Source organism: Armatimonadota bacterium (assembly GCA_016223145.1).
Lineage (GTDB): Bacteria > Armatimonadota > Fimbriimonadia > Fimbriimonadales > Fimbriimonadaceae > Nitrosymbiomonas.
The window spans coordinates 95523-116470 of sequence record JACRPN010000015.1; the positions used below are offsets into that span (position 1 = coordinate 95523).

13 protein-coding genes are annotated in these 20948 nt (G+C 63.1%); 5 read left to right on the top strand and 8 right to left on the bottom strand.

From position 1 onward, the window contains the following. Window positions 1-5 precede the first annotated feature (5 nt). On the bottom strand, window positions 6-2747 hold the full coding sequence (locus HZC36_14565) for a zinc-dependent metalloprotease (GenBank protein MBI5708202.1): 2742 nt from the start codon (window positions 2745-2747) through the stop codon (window positions 6-8). Window positions 2748-3287: 540 nt separating this feature from the next. Continuing rightward, on the bottom strand, window positions 3288-3761 hold the full coding sequence (locus HZC36_14570; GenBank protein ID MBI5708203.1) for a DinB family protein: 474 nt from the start codon (window positions 3759-3761) through the stop codon (window positions 3288-3290). Between the two features lie 71 nt (window positions 3762-3832). On the opposite strand from HZC36_14570, the gene HZC36_14575 reads away from it, so the two are divergent. Beyond that, window positions 3833-4552, top strand: coding sequence for a hypothetical protein (locus HZC36_14575; protein MBI5708204.1), 720 nt, complete (start codon window positions 3833-3835; stop codon window positions 4550-4552). 161 nt (window positions 4553-4713) lie between these two features. After that, window positions 4714-6159 carry a hypothetical protein gene (locus tag HZC36_14580; GenBank protein MBI5708205.1) on the top strand — a complete coding sequence of 482 codons (1446 nt, stop codon included), beginning with the start codon at window positions 4714-4716 and terminating at the stop codon, window positions 6157-6159. A gap of 100 nt (window positions 6160-6259) precedes the next feature. Here HZC36_14580 and HZC36_14585 read toward each other — a convergent pair whose 3' ends face one another. From HZC36_14585 to HZC36_14605, 5 genes are all read right to left on the bottom strand, one after another. Further along, window positions 6260-8098: a hypothetical protein gene (locus HZC36_14585; protein ID MBI5708206.1), complete on the bottom strand. Its 1839-nt coding sequence runs from the start codon at window positions 8096-8098 to the stop codon at window positions 6260-6262. A gap of 28 nt (window positions 8099-8126) precedes the next feature. Continuing rightward, window positions 8127-8924 carry an FkbM family methyltransferase gene (locus tag HZC36_14590; protein ID MBI5708207.1) on the bottom strand — a complete coding sequence of 266 codons (798 nt, stop codon included), beginning with the start codon at window positions 8922-8924 and terminating at the stop codon, window positions 8127-8129. Next, window positions 8921-12436: a chromosome segregation protein SMC gene (gene smc / locus HZC36_14595; protein MBI5708208.1), complete on the bottom strand. Its 3516-nt coding sequence runs from the start codon at window positions 12434-12436 to the stop codon at window positions 8921-8923. Before smc ends, HZC36_14590 begins: the two co-directional genes overlap by 4 nt. Window positions 12437-12837: 401 nt before the next feature. Next, window positions 12838-13479, bottom strand: coding sequence for a flavin reductase family protein (locus HZC36_14600; GenBank protein MBI5708209.1), 642 nt, complete (start codon window positions 13477-13479; stop codon window positions 12838-12840). A gap of 38 nt (window positions 13480-13517) precedes the next feature. Beyond that, complete coding sequence (locus HZC36_14605) at window positions 13518-14969, bottom strand: C40 family peptidase (protein ID MBI5708210.1); 1452 nt, start codon at window positions 14967-14969, stop codon at window positions 13518-13520. Window positions 14970-15284: 315 nt separating this feature from the next. On the opposite strand from HZC36_14605, the gene HZC36_14610 reads away from it, so the two are divergent. Genes HZC36_14610 through HZC36_14620 form a run of 3 tightly spaced genes read left to right on the top strand, consistent with a single transcriptional unit; the run spans window position 15285 to window position 19208 of the window. Beyond that, entirely contained in the window at window positions 15285-16154 is an 870-nt protein-coding gene (locus HZC36_14610) for a glycosyltransferase family 2 protein (GenBank protein MBI5708211.1), read from the top strand. Continuing rightward, entirely contained in the window at window positions 16135-17031 is an 897-nt protein-coding gene (locus HZC36_14615; protein ID MBI5708212.1) for a glycosyltransferase family 2 protein, read from the top strand. The genes HZC36_14610 and HZC36_14615 overlap by 20 nt, the downstream gene beginning before the upstream one ends. Continuing rightward, window positions 17031-19208: an O-antigen ligase family protein gene (locus tag HZC36_14620; GenBank protein MBI5708213.1), complete on the top strand. Its 2178-nt coding sequence runs from the start codon at window positions 17031-17033 to the stop codon at window positions 19206-19208. Before HZC36_14615 ends, HZC36_14620 begins: the two co-directional genes overlap by 1 nt. Here the strand turns inward: HZC36_14620 and mrdA are convergent. Next, window positions 19118-20948, bottom strand: a 1831-nt coding sequence (mrdA, locus tag HZC36_14625) for a penicillin-binding protein 2 (GenBank protein ID MBI5708214.1), incomplete at its 5' end; no start/stop codon positions are given. The two genes, HZC36_14620 and mrdA, sit on opposite strands and share 91 nt — an antisense overlap.

Consider the following 20948-nt stretch of genomic DNA (forward strand, 5'->3'; position numbering starts at 1 on the left):
AGAGATTACCGCGTGATGACGTTGGTCCGACTCAAAAACCGGTCGATGATCGCCTTGGTTTCGCCGAAGTGGAGCCGAGTCATCGCGTCCGCCGCCGTCTTCTTGGCCGTCGCGGCGCTCCCCATCATGCCGGAGAGCTGCCGCAATTTGGCCGAAGCGAGCATGCGCACGTCTTCGTTCACGGCACCTGCCGGAGCGCCCGCCTGAACCATCAGCGCATTCGCAGCAAACCTCTGCAGGTCGCGGCGCAGGGGTTCGACGCTCTTTCCGGCCCTTGCCTCGGAGAAGACCGCAGACGTCATGCGGTCGAAGTGCTCCTTAAGCGTGTAGGCGTCTTTCCGATTTCCGAATTTGACCTCGTTTTCAGCGATCCGCTGGGTGGTCGCGGCGCTCATCAGCAGGCTATAGAGCATATTTGCCTGCGTGCCCAGGGTGGACCTCAGAGGCGCCTGCCACCCCGGCGATCCGGGCGTACCGACCGTGCCTTCGACGTCCAGGCTCAGGTTCTGGAGCACGTCGTTCGGAAGGCTCTGGACGGACGTCGAGAAGCAGTACCGCGCGATCAGGTCCATCGCCTGGCGCTGGACTTCGGGTGCTACCGGTGCGAGCGTGGCGCGCTGGCCCACATCGCCCTTAAAGTTCCTGCTCGCGGAAATGCCGCCCACGAACCGAGCCATGGATAGGCCCTCGCGGTAGCGCCGAGACAGAGACGTGACGATGAGCTGGGTTCGCTTGCCATAACTCTCTCCCGACTTCGGGAGCTGGTGGACCGCGTAGGATAGGATCCTTTGGGAGGCCTGGAGCAGCTTCTCGGAGAAGTTCAGCGGGTCTTTGGCGCAGTCGAAGCGGACCACGTAAGGATCGAACGTGTCGGCCTCCTCATCGGTCATGAACCGGTACTCCGGCTTGCCCGATTGGGCCGCGATCTTCGAAAGGTCCGGCTTCTCAGACTCGGTGTCTGACTTGCCCGGAAACACCGAATAGCCGTATTGGATCGCCCAAAGGTCGTAGTCGCCGATGCCGTTCGCGTAGTAGTTGCGCCCACCCTTGACGATCGCCGCGATGTTGGGGGGCGTGTAGTCCATAACGCTGGATGTGATGCCTCGGGCGCCGGTCACCTTGTCGTCCTCGAGTTGTGCGGTCGTTCGGACCGCGCTGGCGACGAAGTTGTGCCTAAGTCCAAACGAGTGGCCGGCTTCGTGGGCCACGGTCGCCTCGATAAATTCTTTGGCGTATTCCTCCTTGCTCACGGGCGGTTTTCCGGAGGCGAGCAGCGCGTCCCATCCGAACGCATTCGCGTTGGCCAGACCCTCTGCGTAGCGGCAGTCGAGCGTGCTCCAGCCAAGAGCAGAGAGCTTCTGCTTCGCGGCTTTGGCTTTGAGCGCCGCATCGCCGTTGAGGAGATAGGCGTCCGTCGGAAGGGCCTCGTCGCGAGCGTCGTTCCTGGTCAAGACGTCGAGCGAACGGGCGAAGGCGGCCGAACTTGGGTTCACAAGCCTCTCCTTCTCGCGAAACGCCGCGTAGAGCATGTTCGCGTCGACATTGATACCCGCGCTCAGAATCTCGCCGCTAATCGGGTCGATGCGCGGGAGGGTCACGGCGTAGGTCGCGTCCTCGCTCATCGTCCAGCGCAGCACGTTGTGGCGCCCGTCGGTGTGGTCCCAATCCTGGTCGTCGTCCGCGACGAACTTGACCTGGATCGCATCCTTGAAGCCGATCGCCTCGAAGGCCTTGTTCCACCCTAAAATCCCGCTCGCGCAGGCTTGACGGTACTCCTTGGGCACCGAAGGGTCGATCCACCACACGATCGGTTTGACCGGCTCTGAGACCTTTGCTTGCGGGTCCTTCTTCTTTAGGTTCCAGCGGGCGATCACGCGCTGCACCCGGTCATCCGCGGAGAACCTTGAAAGGTCGTAGTAATCGGCAGTGAAGTAGCCCACGCGCGGGTCGCCGACCCTGGGAACATAGCCGCCGTCGCGCCTGAACCACACGTTGTAGCTGACCTTGATCGGCGCGCTGCGAGGGTCCTCAAGCTGATCGCCGCCGGCGAGCCCTAGGAGCTCGGCGATGGAGCTGTTGCCTTGGCCGCGGCCCTGGCTGGCGTAATAGAGGCTCATCCGAACGACCGTGTTTTCAGGAAAGCCCTTGACGACTTCGGGGCCCGATTTCGACCGATCGAGCATGTAGGGGCCGCCCAGAGTTGCTTGCACGGCCTCAGAGAGCCGGATCACATCGCCATTGAAAAGGTTGGTGACGTTGACCAGCAGCAGTTTCTTGTCGGGGTTTTTTTGCTCGATGGGAAAGCTCGCGAGAACGGCGTCCGGGAAGCTCCTCCCCGCCGATTTTGCCAGCGGATCGTTGTCCTGCCAACGATGGCTCAGATGAGGGCGGACAAGCCAGACGTTGTCGTCGTGCCTGTCAAACCGGTAGGCCTCGACGAAGAGGTCGCCCGCCGGGAATCCCGCCTGAAGCCCGTCGGCCATGATCCCCGTGTTGAAGCTTGCCTGAAGGCAGAAAAGCTGGCCAAGCTTGGCTTCGGGGAGTTCGAGCAGGAGGTCCTTTTTCCGCTGGTAGAGCGTCCATGGCCCTTCCACCTTCTTGAGGTCTTTGACCGCCTTGTCGTACTCCGCCGCGCCCGCGCCCTGCTTGCCCGAGGGAGGCGGGGTTTCGTCGTCGTCCTGCGCCCACGCGGGGCAAAGCAAAGTGCTGGCGAGCAGCAGAGTGGCGAGGGACTTGGCCTGAATCATTAGCGAGGGTCTCCTGACTCTATACGTTGACGTAAGGAATAGCCCGTTGCGTTCCTCACGCAAAAGTACGGACGTCAAACGCCAACGAATGGTCCGATTATCGGCTGATTTCCGGCGGTTCGCATCCGGATCTTTGAACGGGCTCTTTGAGGAGGAGGTCTGAGGTCTGGGCCCAAGTTCAACCCAGCCCCATCAAAGCGACGCTCACTCCTACACCTTCGAAGGCAAGGAGCGACCTCTTTCTGCCTGGGCACAAATGCCCTTCGCAATGGGCCGGGTAACGGCTATTGACAGAATGAGTTGGCATCCGTGGCATCCGTAGCCGCAGGCTTTAGCCTGCGCTGGGCACATTCCGAGCGCACGTCCATCTGGCGCACCGAACGCAGGCTAAAGCCTGCGGCTACGGGGTGTGCCCCTTAAGTGTCGCCCTAATCTGTCAATAGCCATAACCCGGCGCTCCGTCGCGAGTCGCCAACTATCAGCGGCTAACGATCCCCTCCATTCTCACCATTCTCACCATTCTCACCATTCTCACACTTCTCACGCGCGGCGGCCCTCCTCAGCCTCCTTGCCCTTCTTCAGGGCCCGTTTTAGCAGGTTCATCTGGCCCATGTGGTAGCTGCCGTGGATCGCGATGGCGAGCAACGCGTCAATGGCGCTTTGGTCGGTCTCCCGCTTGTGCTCGGAGAACCGCGGCCCGCACCAATCCCGCGCCTCCTGCAGCCCCTCGATGAACCTCGCACGCAGCGTCTTCCACTCTGAGGGCTCAGGGTCGCGGAAGTCGTTCTTCCAGACTTCGATCTGGGGAGGCCGGGCGTCACCCCTGAGCGCTCCAAGCCACAAATCCTGCCAATACACCGCATGCGCCAGGTTCTTGGCCATCGAATAGGGCATGCGCTCCACAAGCACGGAGGCATGGTCCTCCTTGACCCGCAGCAGGCCCTGGGGTGTTGGGATATCCCAGCCTTCCTGGATCTGCTGAAACATCCGGTCGAGAGATTCGAGAGCAGTCATAGTAGACTCTAGTATACACATTTCCGCGGAAAGTCCTTGCATCTTTGCCGTTTCTGGCCCATAATCCGCCCATGTTGCTCGCATCTTTTTCCCTGGCAATCCTTCTCTCGGGTCCAATTCAGGCTCCCCAACAGGAGAAGCCCAAGTTCGAAATGGCGACTTTTCAGTTCGTCATCTTGAGGCCTGGACCCAAGGAAAAGTCGCTCAAAGCTGAGGACAAGGCGAAGATGCAGATGGAGCATCTCAAGAGGCTCCAGGAGCTCTGGGAGTCGCGCGAGGCCCTCGTGGCCGGCCCTGTCACAGGGCATCCCGAGGTCCGCGGCATCGCCATCCTCGACGTGAGAACCAAGGAGGAAGGCGTGGCGATCATGAAAGACGATCCGTTCGTCAGAGCCGGCGCCTTGGTGGCCGAGGTGCGGCCGTGGCTTGCGGGCAAGGACGTCGTCAAGAAGGGGCCGCAGTTCATGGACCTTCAGCCGATGTGGCTGGGACTGCTCAAGCGCCCTAAAGACGCTCCCACCCTCACCAAAGAGAAAGGCGAAGAGATCCAGGCAGGCCACATGGCGAATATCAACAAGATGGCGGCGGAGGGCGCGCTGGTCTGGGCTGGGCCTTTCCTCGAAGACACGCCGCTCCGGGGCATGTTTCTGTTCTATGGGCTGCCGAAAGGGCGGATCGAGGAGTTGGCGAACCGCGACCCGGCGATCAAGGCCCACCGATTGGAGCTGGAATTGATGCCCTGGCACACACCGAAGGGCTCTTGGCCGGAACCGATGAAGGCGGGAGGTTGAGTGGGGAGTGATGGGATGAAGGGATGAGTAGGTGAGTCGGTGAGTTGGTGAATCGGCCAGAAGTCGAGTCCTTCGCCCTTCGCGCATCGCCTCTCGCCTCTTTCCAGTCTCCTCCACCCTCACGCAGGTTGACGCCCTGACACTCTATCGGTTTGCAGAGTATGCAATCCTGTCTCAACCGTCTCGCGCCCATCTGGAAGCCTCATCCCGGCCAGCTCGAATTCTTGCTCAATGACTCTCGAATTCGGGTGCTCGCCTGCGGGCGGCGCTGGGGCAAGACCGACGCCTGCGCTGTTTCGATCCTCGCCGGTCTGCTGTCGGAAACGCCGTCCCGGCACCTGATCCTCGCCCCGACGCTGGACCAAGCCACCCTCCTCTTCGACCGAGTGGCTGAACTCCTCGATTGGGTCCTCGCGGGTTCGGGAGAGACCTTCTCGGTTCGCAATCGTGGCGCCCGCAAGCGATCGGAGGAAGGCTCGCTCTGCTTCGCGGGCCCAACTACAAAGCCTTCGGGGGTCACGTTCGCCAAGAAGGACGAGGACGAGACGAGCGGCCGCAAAAAGCTCTCGCGCAGCCCCTTTCCCAAGCTGAGATTCGGTCCCCACGTCGTTACGGCGCGCTCAGGCCATCTGGGCCGGGCTCTCCGAGGCAACGAGGCCACCCACATCCTCATCGACGAAGCCGCCTACGTTCCCGAGGCGCTGATCACCGAGGTCGCGATGCCGATGCTCGCCACCACCGACGGCAGGCTCACCCTTATCAGCACGCCGATGGGCAAGAACCACTTTTGGCGGTTCTTCACGCTGGGCACCGAAACGCCGAGCCTGTCCCGCATGGATTCGGCCACACGTGATCAGCCATTGGATTGGCGAACGGTCGTTTGGAGCCGCCAGGCGCCCTCGTGGGAATCGCCGCACGTCTCCAAGACTTTCCTCCAGGTTCAGCGCTCGCTGATCAGCGAGCGGGCTTTCCGCGTCGAATATGGAGCGGAGTTTCTGGATGCCGCGGGCACCGTGTTTCCCGCGGATGCCATCGAGCGCTGCCTCGTCGCGAAGCTGCCAGAGACTCCGCCCGGCGCGACGGTCCTCGGGATCGACTTTGCCCGGCATACCGATTACACCGCCGTGGCCGTCGTCGCTGGGAGCCGCAAGGGCGCGGCGCTTGTCAGCATCGACCGCTTCACCGGCATTTCGTGGCTCGACCAGATGGACCGGATCGTGAGGATCGCCGGCGCGTATCCGGAAGCGTGGCTCTGCTGCGACGGGACGGGCGTGGGGGATCCCGTCATCGAGGTACTGCGAAGCCGCCTTCCAGGGCGCAGGATCGAAGGGTTCGTGTTCACAGGCGCCTCGAAATCGAGCCTCATAGACCGCTTGGCGCTCACCCTGGAGCAGGGCGCCCTTCTGATGGAGCCTCAGCCGGACCTCCTTAGGGAGTTCGAGCACTTTGTCGCAACGCCAAGCAATTCCGGGGGCGCCAGGACCGGCGCGGAGTCCGGATTTCACGATGACTTAATAATCGCCTTGGCGCTGGCGGTCCACCTGCTGCCGCCCGGCGAGTCTTGCCGCGTTTCGGTGGGGCCAAGGCGGACGTTTGGCAGACTATGAGTGAAGGCGGCGCTCCGCCGTCAACCCTCAACCGTCCTCACCTTCTCACCACTCTCACCAATCCCACTTCTCTCACAACTCTCACCTTCCCCACCCTCATTCACCCCCCAGACTGCGGCTTTGCCGAGCCGAGGTTGGTCCGGTAGTTCGACTCGCGCAGGGTTAGCGTGACGGGATAGCTGCAGCCAGATAGCGGAAAGGTGATCACGCTTAGGTCTTTTGAGGCGCCCGGCTCCAGTTTGACCGTGGCCAGGCGAAGCTCCGACTTTGCGGCCAAGAGTGGGGATCGAACGATCTGCCCATCCACCACGAACACGCCGCCCGAATAGCCCGCGCTGGTCTCGTAGATCAGCTCGCACTCGGAGGAACTGGCCGTCGGATTCTCAAATCTTGCCTTGATCTTGTAGCAAACGCCGAAGTTGCCTTCAAGGACCGACTTGCCGTCGGCCCGCCCGATGGCGCGCTCCCCCACCCTGATGAAACCGTGCGCTCCGCCAACCTTGAAGACGGCCTCGATCTCTCGAAACGGAGTCGGATAAACGTGGGCCGAGGGCTCTCCAAGGGCTTCCTGAGCCTTGCTCATGGGCTGGGCGCCAAGAATCCGCCAAGGGGAGTAGCTCGCTACCGCCTCCGCCCATCGGCCTGATGCGCTGAACGGGGCCCGGCTCTCCACCCTCACCTGCAGCTTCTCCGCGCCGCCCGGCAACAGCCAAAGCGAAAAGAGCCCGCTCGACGTCACCTTTGGGGCGATTTCGTGCAAGGAGAGCGGCACGCCGTGCCTCGCAGGCACGTCCACCAGTTCCCCGCTTCCGGTCAGCCAGTTCCTCACGAACCTCTCACCCGCAAGGCAGCCGGCAACGACCGGATTGAGGTCCTTGCCACCGTCGCCCTCCACGATCAGTATCCGCGCGGGCTTCTCGGTGTCGTTGGCGACGAACACCTGCAAAGACATCATGCCGGGCGTGGCGTTCATGTGGTGATAGAGCAATCGCGTCGGCTGATCGGGCGCCAGGTCGCCGGAGAACAGGGTCCCAAGGCCAGGAACGTTCTCTGGGTCGTTGCTGTACCAAAGCGCGGTCTCAGCGCGGTTCGCCAGCCCGAGGTTGCGCACGATTACGTCGGCGTAGCCCTCACGCTCAAAAGCGTCCTGGGCGCTGGCGCGGACCTTGACCTGGTAGCCGTCGGCGCCGCCCGCGCGAAGGCCTTTGGCCTTGGGCGGATCGAACACCACCTTGGCTCCCGGGACCGTCTGCAATTGGGTTCGAATGGCGCGTTCGATCGCCCCAGACACGGTTTCATGGTTCGCCGGCGAGCCGCTGACATAGACGGTCACGGTGCTGGGAAGCCGTGCGGCATAGGGGAGCACCGCCACCGAAGCCGTCGCCGTGGCCTTGCCCGAGATCGCCGATACCACCACCGTTCCAGGTCTTGCACCCATCACCTCGACGCCGCCGGAAACGCGTCGAACCTTCAGGGTCTCGGCGTCGTCCGAGGCAACCTTGGCCGCGAGCGCCATGCTGCCCCTAAGCGGAATGAACACGGCGCCGCCGGCAGGGGCCTGGTAGGCGGCCGCATCGAAGCTGAGCGCCGGGAGGGCCAGAGCTTCGCGGAGCTTGGCCGCCCAGCCTCCCGCAACCTCAGCCAGCGTCGCGCGGGCGGCCCGGGCGTCTGCCTTGGTCGCGGTGGCGACGACGCGGCTGCCCACCAGAACTTGATAGGAGCTTCTTCCCTTGCGGACCGCCTTCACCTTGCCTGAGGCTTTGCCCAGGGCGGCAACGCAGGAAGCTGCTCGTAAATCGGCGCGTCCGGTCCGAAAGCGAAGGACGGCGAGCTCGTTGACGAAGACCAGCGAGCCTTCCCGGCGCGCGGACACCCCTATGCCTTGGGCGGCAAACAGGGACAGGACCAAGAGCAGCGCAACGGATCGCCGGAAGTACATCGTGAGGCTGGACTGTACCCAATCGAGCCTATGCCCTGGTCCAAATCACATCGCCGGAGCGCTTCGAAAAGTCGTAGGCGCTGAGCTCACCCTCAATAAGATCGTGGCCGACATAGCCAAGCGGTTCCAGCGCAGCACGTAAGTCCTCAGGCGTCTTGCCGTAACGCGCCAAATGGCGTGGCATCAATTCGGTCTGCACGACCATAGCTCTGTCCGACGCTAGCCGGGAATGAAACCCCTGGAGCGCCGCGACTTCGTAGCCTTCCACGTCCATCTTCACATAGCCGATCGGCCCCAAGCTCAGCTCGGCGCACAGTGAGTCCAGGGTTTTAACCGGCACCTCAACGCTCCCCGCTTCTCCTGCGCTCGAAATGTGGCTTTCTCCACGGTTCTTGGCGCTTCTTTGAAAGCGCAGATTCCCAAGCTCGCTGCCAACGGCCACATTCGCGATGGTCACGTTGGAGAACCCCGATGCCCGGACGTTTCGCTCTAGGATCACCGCCGTATCCGGATCGGCTTCAATCGCGACCACGCGGCCCTCAGGGCCCACTCGCCGGGCCATGAAGAGCGTGTAGAGCCCGACGTTGGCGCCCACATCGAGAACGGTCATGCCAGGCTTGAGGACCCCTTCCAGCCAGCGCAAAAGGGCAGGGTTATCGTAACCCTGGATGAATGCCTTGCGCGCGGATTTGTTCCTCCTTGGGCTGGATAGCTTCAGGCCACCGTCGTAATCGAATGTGACCAAGGGGTGGATGCGCCCCAGAAACTCCCACTTGAGCCTCCGCCTGCCTTGAGGCGTCAGGAAGTAGGCTAGGGTGCGGTTCACGCGCTTCGCCCCGCCGATAAGGGTTCGGCCTCAGTGGCGACCTCTGCCCTGCCTTCCGCCATTCTCACTGGCGCCAGCGTCGAAACGCCCGGCTCCTGCATGGTCACCCCAAGCCAAACCGGCGCGGCTGCGATGGTGGTGCTGTTGTGCGTGATCACCAGGAATTGCGTCGTTCTGGCAAAGTCGTTAAGCAGGTCTACAAACTTCTCGACATTGCGGCCATCGAGCGGCGCGTCGACCTCGTCAAGGATCACCAAGGGGCTCGGTTTGACCTTGAGCAGCGAGAAGAGGAAGGTCGCGGCGCAAAGCGATCGTTCACCTCCGGAAAGCAGCTCCAACCTTTGCCGCTTCTTGCCGGGCAGGGTGACGTCGATCTCGATGCCGCTCTCCAGGAGGTTGTCGGGCTGCGTCAGGCTCACGTGGCCTTCGCCGCCCTTGAAGATGCTCTGAAAGACTTCAGAGAACGCTGTCTTTACCTTCTCGAAAGTGTCTTTGAACTTGTCTCTGGTGAGGCCGTCGAGCTCGCGAATTCCCGCTTCAACCTCGCGAATGCCTCCAGAGATGTCGTCGCGCTGCGCGGTCAGTTCATCGAACCGATGGGTCAGCCGCTCGTAGGCTTCGACGGCCCCAACGTTGACGTCGCCCATCGCCTTCAACTCGCGGCGAAGGCGTGTAGCAAGCGAAAAGGCGTCCTTAGGGAGCTCGACCTCGTGCTCCTTTTCGAGCGCCTGCTCTTCGGTCATGCCGTACTCCTCCATGAGCCGCTCCGCGGAGGTTGCGCGCTTGGTATCGGCCCTGGCGCGGGCCAGTTCGGCGGAATGGGAAAGCTCGCCCGCTTTCTGGGCGCTGGCGCGCGCCTCCTTGGCCTGTTCATTGAGCTTAAAGCTTGCTTCCAAACTTGCCTGACGCTTCTTTTGAGCCTCGTCGAGTTCCTTGCCGACCGCGGTCCTCAGAGCCGCCGCCGCGTCGCGAGCCTTCTCGGCGGCCTCGATTTCTGCGCGGGCCTTTCGGCGCTCGGGCTCCAGGTTGGTCAGCTTGCGGGTGCGGAGCTGCTCGTGCTCCTTGGCGTTCTGCAGCCTTCTCTCGGCTTGGGCGAGGCGCTCTTGCGCTTGGATCAGCCGGTGCTCGGCTTCCTGCAGTCGGGCGTCGGCTTGGTCCGCGTCGGCGCTTCGGGCTGCGAGGGCCTTGAGTACGCCGTCGCGCTCGGCTTCCAGGGCCCTGGGGTCGGAATCCGGCAGCGTGTCGAGTTCTACGGCCTCCAGCTTCTCCCTCTCTGCGTCCAACCGGTCTTTCGCTTTCTGCGTCGAGTTCATTTCGTCGGTTAGGCTCTGGTGCCACGATCGGGCGTCTTCGACCTCGCCCTTCGCTCCAGCGCCCTTCTGCTGAAGCTCGCCGATCTCCTTCTCCACCTGAGCCCGAGCCTTTTGACGTGCGGATGCCGACTTGTCGAAGCCCTTCAGGTCTGTGTCCAAAGCTCGGATGCGCTTCGCCAGATCGTCCAGTTCGGCCTTGCGCTGGACGAGCCCAAAGGTCTGCTTTTCGGATGCGCCGCCCGTAACCGCGCCAGAAGAATGCAGAAGCTCGCCTTCTAGGGTCACCATGCGGCGCCAACCCGAGGTCTTGCCAAGCTTTAGGGCGGTGTCAAGGTCCTCGACCACCAGCACCCGGCCCAAGAGACTCTCGATCACCGGCCTCACCCGGTCCTCGCAGCGGACCAGGTCGCTCGCACGCCCGATCACGCCCGCCCGCATGGTGAGCTCCCGCAGGTCCTGGCCGACTTCTTGAGGGCGCATCAGGGATATGGGCTGGAAGGTGGCCCTGCCTCCCCGATGAGCCTTGAGGAGCTCGATCGCCGTCTTGGCCTCAGATTCGCCGTCGCAGATGAGGTCGTTCGCGGCTCCTCCCAGCGCGGTGTCGATGGCGACCGCGTGCTCCTTTGCGACCTCGATGGCCTCGCCGACCGGCAGGTAGGGGCCCTTCAGCAGTCCCCGGTCCGCCGCTTCCAGCACATTTCGCGCGCCCTGCTGAAGTCCTTCGTGGGCTTGAATCGTGGCCTCGATGCCGTGCGCCAGGCCCTCCAGCCGGGCCCGCTCGGCAAGCAGCTTCCTCGAAGCCTCGCCGTCGCGGTCGTCCTCGGCGGTCATGGCCCTAAGCCCGGCAACCCGCTTGCCGATCTCCGATTCGATGGCTCCAAACGCGGCCTCGGCCTCTGACAGTGCCGAGAATGCCTCCTTGAGCCCGGCTTCGAGGTCGGGTAGGGTCTCCTGAATTCCCTCAAGCTCTCGCTTGATCTCTTCGATCCGGCCGCGACGATGCTCGGCTTCGGTCTCGCGCCGAAGGCGCAGTCCGTGGGCCTCCCGGGCGTCTGCAAGCCTGGCCTCGATCTCCTGGAGCGACTTCGCGAGTTCCTGGGCCTCTTTGTTCGCGCCGGCCGTTTCGAGGCGCGTCTTTTCGAGGCGGTCCTTCTCGGTGGTCTCCTCAAGGGTCGCCTGCTGCAACTCCGCCTGGGCTTCGTTCAGGCGCTTCGCGGAGGTGCCGGCGTCCTCTCCCAGGTTCCTTTCCAGTTCATCCAGGGCCTCCAGGCGCTGGGTCCCGAGCTTTAGCGCGGAGACCGCGCGCTCAAAGTCTGTAAGGACCTGGTGCTGTCGGCTTCGCAGGCCCTCCAAGGACCGCTCCAGGTCGCCGATCTGCGACCCCGCCGTGCGGGCCTGCTTCTCAAGGTCTTCGGCGAGCGCCAGCTCCTTGTCGGCCATGCGCTGCGACTCGGCGATCTTGCCCTCGAGTTCCCTCACATCGCGAATGGCCCGGGCCACCTCGACCACCAGCAGCCCGCTCTCGATCTCGCCGAGAGTGTCGCGAATCGAGCGATAGCGCGCGGCAACCTCGGCCTCCTCCCGCATGGGCTCGCGCTGGTCCTCGATCTCGGCGATGAGGTCACCCACGCGGTCCAGGTGAGTCTGAGCCGCCTCCAGGCGCCGCAGCGACTCCAACTTGCGCACCCGGTAGCGCTGCACCCCCGCCGCCTCGTCCACCCATGCGCGCCGGTCTTCGGCCGAGGCCGCCAGCGCCTGGTCAATTTCCTTTTGACTCACGATGGCGTAGCCCGCACGCCCAAGGCCGCTGTCCGCAAGGAGTTCGAGGATGTCCTTCAGCCGGCAGGCGCGCCCGTTGATCCGGTAATCGCTGTCGCCGCTGCGGGTGAGCCGCCTGGAGATTTGGACTTCGCTGGTGTCGATGGGAAGCGAGGCGTCCTCGTTGTCGAAGAGCAGCGCGACTTCCGCGTAGCCGAGCGGTTTGCGGCGGGGGCTGCCGTTGAAGATGACATCCTGGCTCGTTACGGCGCGCAGGTGCTTTGGGTTCCCTTCTCCCAAGGCCCAGAGGATCGCATCCACGATGTTGGATTTCCCACAGCCGTTGGGGCCGACAACGGCAATGATCGACCCGTCGACGTCGAACTCGGTTCGCTCGGCGAAGGTCTTGAAGCCGTAGATTCGGACTCGTTTCAGGCGCATGGCTTGGGACGTGAGGGGTTGAGAGGGTGAGTGGGTGAAAGGGTGAGTCGGTGAATAGGTGAAAGGGTGAGGGGTTGAGGGGGTCGGTGAGGGGGTGGCTCAACGAGTACGTGAACTGTGAGAACGAGCTAAGGATAACGAACCCGATTCGGCGATCTCAAATGCCGCATCCCAGATTTCAAATCTCAAATCTCTAATCTGAATTCTCTGAGTGCCATTCCGCGATCGTCATTCGTCAACCGTCAACCCTTAATCGTCATGCGTCATTCGTCAATCATCATTCGTCTTTCGTCCATCCTGGGACCCCTCACTCTACCGGTGAATTCAGGTTCACGGCAAGGGCGGTTTTCCCCACTTCCTGTGTGGCAAGGCTTCTGCCCCAATCGTCTCCCGGGTGCCGGCTACACGGCAGGCTCAGTTGGCCTTGCCATTTCAAAAACCTCCGGCACCGCAAGGTCCACATACTCCCTTCCACCCAGCCTCCCAATTGGGCGGAATCGCTCGGAGAGCACGCGCTCGGTTTCGGGGTCCCACAGTTCGGTGCTCAGGTGAACGCGCAGAATCTCGCCGATCACGTAGACCGTGCCGCTCTTGCCTTCCCCATGCCGGATCACCTGAAAGCGGCGACATTCAAACTGCACCGGGCTTTCTTTCACACGTGGCGGAAAGACCGTCTCGCTCGCGATCTCCTCAAAGCCCGAAACCTTCCACTCATCGACTTCCGGGGGGTAATCAAAGGACGCAGCGTTCATACGATCGGCCATGGACCGCGTGACCAGATTCACCACGAACTCCCCGGTCTCCTCGATGTTGCGAAGGGTGTCCTTGGGCTCGCCAGTGGGGAGAAGCACGGGGCAAAACACCAGGCTGGGAGGGTTGGAGCCACCGGCCATGAAGAAGCTGAAGGGCGCGAGGTTGGGGGTCCCGTCCCTGGCGACGGTGCTCACGAACGCGATCGGGCGAGGCTGGATGGTGGCGGTCAGGATTCCGTAAGCCTTCGAGACGCGCATCGCCTTGAGGTCCAAGGAGACAAAGGTGCCCACGGGGGAATTATGAGGCCTGGGGGCTCGAAGCAGCCGCCTTAGTTCTGGCCGGAATCGTCCGCGCCATCAGCGTGCTCGCCGATTGGCTTGCTCGACGACTTTGCGGCGACCTGCGCGGGCTTGGAAGCGGCCTTCTGGGGGGCGCTCTTTGTGGCCTGTGCCCTGCCGCCAACCGGCCTGCGCGCACCCACAAACCGCGAAGCATAGTAGCCGTCGCTGAGGCGATCTTCACGTACGCGGCCCTTGGCGCTGCTCGCATGGACGAATACGCCGTTGCCCTTGTAGATGCCCACGTGGTTCACGCGGCGGGAGCGTCCAGTATGGAAAAACACGAGGTCGCCGGGCTTAAGCTCACTCTTCGAGACCGAAGCGCCGGTCTTGGATTGCTCGCGGCTGGTCCTGGGCAGCTTCACGCCCATCTTTTTGTAGACCTGCGTGGTGAGCCCGGAGCAATCGGTCGCGCCGCGGCTGGCCGAACCGTACCGATAGCGGGTACCGAGCATCGCCATGGCGTTGTCCACAACGGCGTTCCCGGTCTTCGGGCTGTAAACGACCCGAGAGCGAGAGTCGTCCTTGCGCGAATACTGGCGCTTGGAGCTGCTGCGGGCCTTGACGTAGGCTGATGAGCTCATCGGTTTGAGCATGTCTCCACGGACCCAGCCGACGGTACCGCGCGGGAACTTGAGCTTGTACCAGTCGCCCGCTCGGTCGAGGACGGTGACCGAAGTTCCGCGATCCACCTTCGTCACAACCGAGGAACTCGCGCTTGCGTCCCGGCGAATGTTTACCGCGTCGCGTGCCACCACCGCGCGGCGGGTCCTGATGCGCGCGATGCCGCTGCTGGAGGCCGATTTGGCGGCGACCTTCGTCGAGCCGTTTGGCAGGGCGATCTTCTGCCCGATCTGCAGGCGCGTCCAGTCCAGATTCGGGTTGGCTGCTCGGATCAGCGAGGGCTTGGTGTCGAACTTTCGTGCGATGACCCAGTCGTTGTCGCCGGAGACCACGGTGTAGCCACCCGATGGCTTCTTGGGTGCTGGGCTCAGCAGCTTGGCGACGGGGTTCGCGGCCGGCTTTGCGGGAGCAGCGCTCTTTGCGGCCACTTTGGGAAGCGGCTTGGCTGCCACCTTGGCGGCCTGCTTGGCCGGATTGCTCGCGGCGGTTTTTGGTGCGGCCTTTCCCGCGAAACTGACGAGCATGAGTTGAGCCACGGGGCTCGAATCAAAGGAAATGGCTTCCAGGGCGTCCTTTCTGAGAAGGTCCGTGGGGAGTTTCGGATGCAGCCGCTCGGGGATGAAAATCTGGTAGCCCAGCTTCAACTTGTGAATCTTGTTGATGCCGTTGGCGTGGGCCAGGTCAATCGTGTCGACAGAGTAGCGCGAGGCAATTTGAGAGAGAGTTTCGCCCTGCTGAACGATGTGGGTGAGGCTTTGGCCTATTGCCGCCGGTGTCGCGATGATTCCAAGCGCAAAGGCGCACCATGTCCTCCCCATCGTTCCTCCTAAGCGGTCTCCCGAACTCCCTTGAACGGGGCCCGGATGTAGTCGCCGCTTACCGAAGACAGTACCCGCGCGAAGGTCTCCTTGTCAACCTTTTGGAGGCCATTTGAGTTCAAAGCCACTCAAATCGGCACGAGGCTGACCCTCTGAACCCGCCGCAAAGGGCGCTCTTCCTTGTCAGTAGTTACGAATCAGACACCCCGAATTGTTGCCAGTTGTGGAAAACTATCGGCGCATCAAGGCCCGTGAGGCACGAGCCGATGACCGTAATTGTTATCGAGATCGAACCCTGAACCGAGCGTCGAGCGCATGCTGAGCACCCTCATCGTCAACTGGAACACGCGGGACCTGCTCCTCGAATGCCTCGAATCGCTCCGCCAGAACCCGCCGGACCTCCCCTCGGAGGTCATCGTGGTCGATAACGCTTCAACCGATGGCAGCGCGGACGCCGTTCGCGAGCGGTGTCCCGAGGTCATGCTCCTCGAACCGGGAGTGAACCTGGGCTATGCGGCCGGAAACAACCGGGCCTTTGGCGCTGCGAACGGCGAGTGGCTCCTAACCCTCAACCCGGACACCGTCATCGCAGAGGGCCAGCTTCAAGCAATGATCAACGCCTTGGCTGCCAAGCCGGAGTTTGGCTGCGCAGCGCCAAAACTGGTGGGCAATGACGGCAAGCTGCAGCGGTCCGTGCGGGGGTTCCCCACGTTTTTGGGCATCCTGGGAGACATGACCGGGCTTGGCAAGCTGTTCCCGGGATCCCGCCTGGACTCTTACAGGCTGAGTTCGATGAACTATGACGTGGAAGGCGAAGCCCCTCAGCCAATGGGCACGTTCCTTCTCTTTCGGTGCGATGCGTTAGCAAAGGTTGGCGACCCCAGGGCCCCCTTCGACGAGTCGTTTCCCATCTTTTTCAACGAAGTGGACCTCCTCTACAGGCTAAAGAAGGCGGGGCTTCCATGCCTATTCGTGCCTTCGGTGGCCGTCCAGCACCTGGGCGGCGCGAGCACGCGGCAGGTCAAGAAAGCGATGATTTGGGAGTCGCACCGAAGCCTGCTGCGCTTTTTCGTCAAGCACTATCGAACGGCCCTCAACGCATGGGCCTTTCCGATTCTGTCGATGTTCGTCCTTGGCGGTGCGCTGATCCGCGCAAGGGGGTTTAGTGCCGGATTTCGACCTTAGCGTCACGATCTGCTCTTGGAACACCGTGGCGCTCCTTGAGGAGTGCCTTCGGAGCCTCGCCGCCGTGCGCGATGAGGCCAGTTTCGAGGTCATCGTGGTCGACAACGGCTCGACGGACGGCTCGGCTCAGGCGGTTCGAGAGCGGCACTCCTGGGTCCGGCTGCTTGCTCAGGACAAGAACCTCGGGTTCACTGGCGGGCACAATTTGGCGATCCGCGAGCGCCGCGGCAGGCATGCTTTCTTGCTCAACTCCGATGCAACGGTCCACCCCGGCGCGCTCAAGACCCTGCTGGAGTTTCACGCACAAAACTCGGACATTGGGATCATCGGTCCACGCATCCTGAACCCGGACGGCTCGCTTCAGATGAGCTGCCGGACGTTCCCCATCCCCGCGGCGGCGCTGTTCAGAAACACCTTTCTCGGAAAGCTCTTCCCGAACAGCCGGTACGTCCGCGAGTACCTGATGAAGGACTGGGACCACAGCGCTCTTCGCGATGTGGATTGGGTCTCCGGGGCCGCCATGTTCGTCTCTAGCGAGGCGATCGAAAAGGTCGGGCTCATGGACGAGGCGTTCTTTATGTACTGCGAGGATGTCGACTGGTGCTTTCGGGCGCACAAGGCCGGATTTCGGGTCGTGTATCTGCCCACGGCCGTCGTGACTCACGCCATCGGCAAGAGCACCGACCAAGCTGCCAACCGCATGATTCTGCGCTTCCACCGCTCGATGCTCTACTTCTACAAGAAGAACCTGCTCCCTGAACGGCCCGTATGGGCCAGGCCCGCGCTGTGGCTCTTCGCGCTTGGCGCCCTTACGGCGCGTGCCTCGATTTTCATCGTGAAGAACAAGATCGACAAGGTCCGCAGGAGGCTCGCCTGATGTCCGCTCGAAAGCCTGGCGCACCATACGCCACTGCCGAGGCGGCGGCTGCCAGCCGGTGGCCCCTTGGGCTGCTTGCCGCCGGGTGCTTCTTGTTGCCGGTTTTGGGAGGGCGGATCACCGTCGAGGCTCAGCCCTACGGTGGCGGCTTTGGAGCGTTGCTCGCCTCCCTGTGGGAAGGTAGCGAGGCGCCGTCGCTCGCTCACGCCCTGATCGCCCTTTGCTTCGCCTTGTCCTGCGCTTTGACGCTCATACGCAGCAAGGTGGTTCAGACTCCAGCGAACCGCCTCGCGCTCCCATTAGCATTTCTGACCCTCGCCGTTGTGGCCTCTGTTGCGCTCTCCAGCTTCAAGTGGACCAGCCTGGTTGCCGCGGCGGAGTGGGTGATGTACCCGTTCGGGTTCCTCGCCGCGATTCTTTCTGCCGGCCGCGGCCGCGGGCCGTTGCTGGCGATTGCGGCCCTGGTGGCAGGGTGCTTCCTTGTCGCGACGATGGGTGTGATGGACTACTGGCAGATGCGCGCCATCGACCCCTCCTGGCGCATCTTCGCCAACTGGACCAACCCGAATGCCCTGGCGGGAATGCTCGTGATCGGGTTCTTTTTGGCGCTTGGGCTCACGATGGTCCAGGACCGGATCAACGCCCTGGCCGCCGGAGGCGCTGCCGTCATCATCGGCTTTGCGCTGATGCTCACGCAGTCAAAGGGCGGGTTGCTCGCGCTTGGCGCTGGGCTCGTGGCGCTGGCGTTGGCCTTCTTGTCTTGGGTTCGGATTGGCGATTCGAAAGCCCAGGCCCTGCGGTGTCTTGGGGCGCTTGCCGCCCTGGCCGCGATCGTGTTGGCGCTAAAGTTCGCGCCCACTCAAGGCCCGGAGCCCGACAAAGGGGGCGGCGTGGGCTTTATGAGCCGCGTTTCGAACTCTTCCGGCACTTCCGAGCAATCCGCCGGTTTCCGGACCCTGCTGTGGAAGTCCTCGCTGGACCTCATCAAGCAGAACCCGATCGGCAACGGGATCAGCACCTTTCGCTTCTATTCCACCAGGCCTGGGCGTGTGAGCCAGACTCATCTGGCCCACCAGTCGTACCTGCAGCTCGCCTCTGAGGCCGGAGCGTTCGCCGCCCTCGCGCTGGTTGCGTTTGGCTTTGTGTTCATTCGGGAGTGTTTTCGGGGCGCCCGCAAGCTCCCACCGGAACGCAACCTCCTGCGCGCCGGATGTTTCGCGGCGTTTGTGGCGGCGGCCGTCCATAACGCAGTCGACAGCGACCTTTACTTCTTTGGGTCAGGGATGGCCCTCTTCGTGGTGATGGGGCTCGGGGCGATCTTGGCCGCCGACGCGCTGACGCCCGAGCAAGCGCCGGCCAGCGGGCGCTATCCGGTCGCCATCGTCCCGATCCTCGCCACGCTGTTCCTCCTTTGGGCCGGCAAGGTGGAGCTTGCCAAGGGCCAGGTGGTCTACGCGATGGCCACAGGCGACTTCGACCAAGCCGTACAGGGGGTCAAGGACCTTGCCGGCAGCAGCTTCGGCGACGCGGAAGCCGCCTTCCTGGAGGCCAGAGTTTCCCAGGGCCAGACGCGAATTTCAGCACTGGAACGCGCTGTCCAGCTCGGGCCCACGCCCCGCCACTACCGCGCGCTCGCCGATGAGAAGCTGGCCAACGGCGACGTCACCGGCGCCAAGACCGCCCTTGAGAACGCGCTGAACTGGGACCCAAACAACCTGCCCGCGCTCCTGCGGCTCATGAACCTGCTATCTTCGGCGGAGCGCCTCGACGAAGCCAAGCAGGTCGCCAGGCGCCTCATCGCCACCGAGGCCTCCACCGCGTTCAGCGTGAGAGCGATCCCCGAACTCATGCCCACCGAGACCCTGCTGGCCAGGGTGTTTCTGGCTGAATCGGCCCAAGGCTCCGAGAAAGAGAACCTGCTCCGAAAGGCCGTTGACGGGTTCAACGCTTACAGGTCGGTCACGGCGGCCTACATCCAGTCCCTCACCAAGGACTCGCCGGACCTTCAGATAGGGGGCGTCGGGCGCAAAGAGGTGGCTGCGACGATGGCGATCGCGGCGAAGGCCGCCAAAGAGCTGGCGGCTTACTACCGAGCCTCGGGAGACTTGCGACGGTCTGACGCGGCGCTGTCGGATGCGGCGGGATTCGAAGAGGCCGCCGCGGGTTTCGGAGGCTGAGTCAGGTAGAGCTTCACCAAGTCGCGAGCAATGGGCGCAGCCACCGTGCTTCCATGTCCGGCGGCCTCCACCAAGACGGCGATCGCGATCTTCGGATTCTCAGCGGGCGCAAAGCCGATGAACCAGCTATGGGTTTGGGAGCCCTTGCGGTGTTCGGCGCTTCCGGTCTTGCCGCCCCACCTGATCCCCGGGATTCTCGCCACCACCGCAGTGCCGTGGTCGATGACGCCCACCATCGCCCTCCGCAGGTCGCGCCAGACCCACTCGGGGCCATCGACTCTTGCAAGCACCTGCGGCTCGAAGGCCTTCGCCCTTTTGTCCGGCAGGTGAGATTGAGCGGTCTTGAGCAGGTGGGGTCGGTACGAGAAGCCTCCGTTCGCCACGAGCGAGGCAAGGCACGCCATCTGGATCGGCGTCGCCGACATCTCCCCCTGGCCGATTCCCAAGTTCACCGTGTCGCCCAGGTACCACTTCTTCGGGTTCCTCAGGTTCGCATAGTAGTCGGCGGTTGGCACCACGCCCCGGACCTCGGCGGGCAGGTCGATTCCGGTATCGGCCCCAAGCCCAGCCTTGAGAGCGGTTTGCTGGAGGACCTCCGGGCCGTTCTTCATAGCCCAGTTGCCGAAGAACGTGTTGCAGGAGCGTGCGAACGCGTCGAAGTAGCTGATGGAACCGTGGACCCCAAGGCATTTGGGCTTGGCTTTTCCAACTTCAATGTAGCCGGGGCAATACTCGCGGCGGCTCTCACTAAAGACCCCCGAAGCGACCGAAGCCAGCGTGTTGACAACCTTAAACGTGGAACCGGGCGCATAGCTGGAGACGACCGCGCGATTGATGAGGGGGTGGTCCTCATCGTTGAGGAGCATGTCCCAGTCGGTCTTCGAGATGCCGCCTGCGAAGAGTGCGGCATCGTAAGTCGGAGCACTGGCAAGACAGAGCACTTCACCGTTGCTGGGGTCCACCGCCACGGCAGCCCCCTTTTTACCCCTCAAAAGCTCATTCGCCAGCCGCTGCAGCCGGGCGTCGAGGGCGAGGGTAAGCCTGCTCCCTGGAACCGCGTTGTCACGCCCTACGACCTTGATTGGCCGGCCCCGCGAGTCCACTTCCATGGTCTCTTTGCCTGGCTTTCCCATCAACTCAGACTCGTATTGGCGCTCGAAGCCATCCTTGCCCACATAATCTGCCGGTTCGATCCCTAGAGATTCCAACCGCTCGACGTCCCGGTCGTTCGGTGTCCACACACGCCCGAGGACGTGGGTGAAGTTCACGGTGTCGGGATAGACCCTCATCGGCTGGGATTCAACGCCGATGCCCGGAAGCAAGTCTCCGGCCTCCGCAACCCGGGTGGCGATCTCGATCGGTACGCCCACGAGGATGGTGGCCGGAAGGTAGGGCCGCCAGTTGGCGTCCGAGACTTTGTCCCAAAACTTCTTTTCAGGCTGGCCCGTGAGCCTGGCGAGCTTGGCGATCACCCACTTGTTCTTGTTGACGATCTTGGGGATGGCGGTCAGAACGATTTCCGATTTCACCCCCGCCAGGAGCTCGCCGTTGCGGTCGAAGATGAGGCCCCGAGGCGCCAATTTGGAGACCGAGGTCCGTCGCTGCGACTCAGTTTGCTGAACGATCTCTTCAGAACGGGCAACCTGGAGATACCAAAGGCGAAGCAGAAAGACCAGGAACGCCGCGCCTACCCCGCCGAGGTACATGGCGTGCCTGGCGTCCCATTCGGGTTCTGGGGGG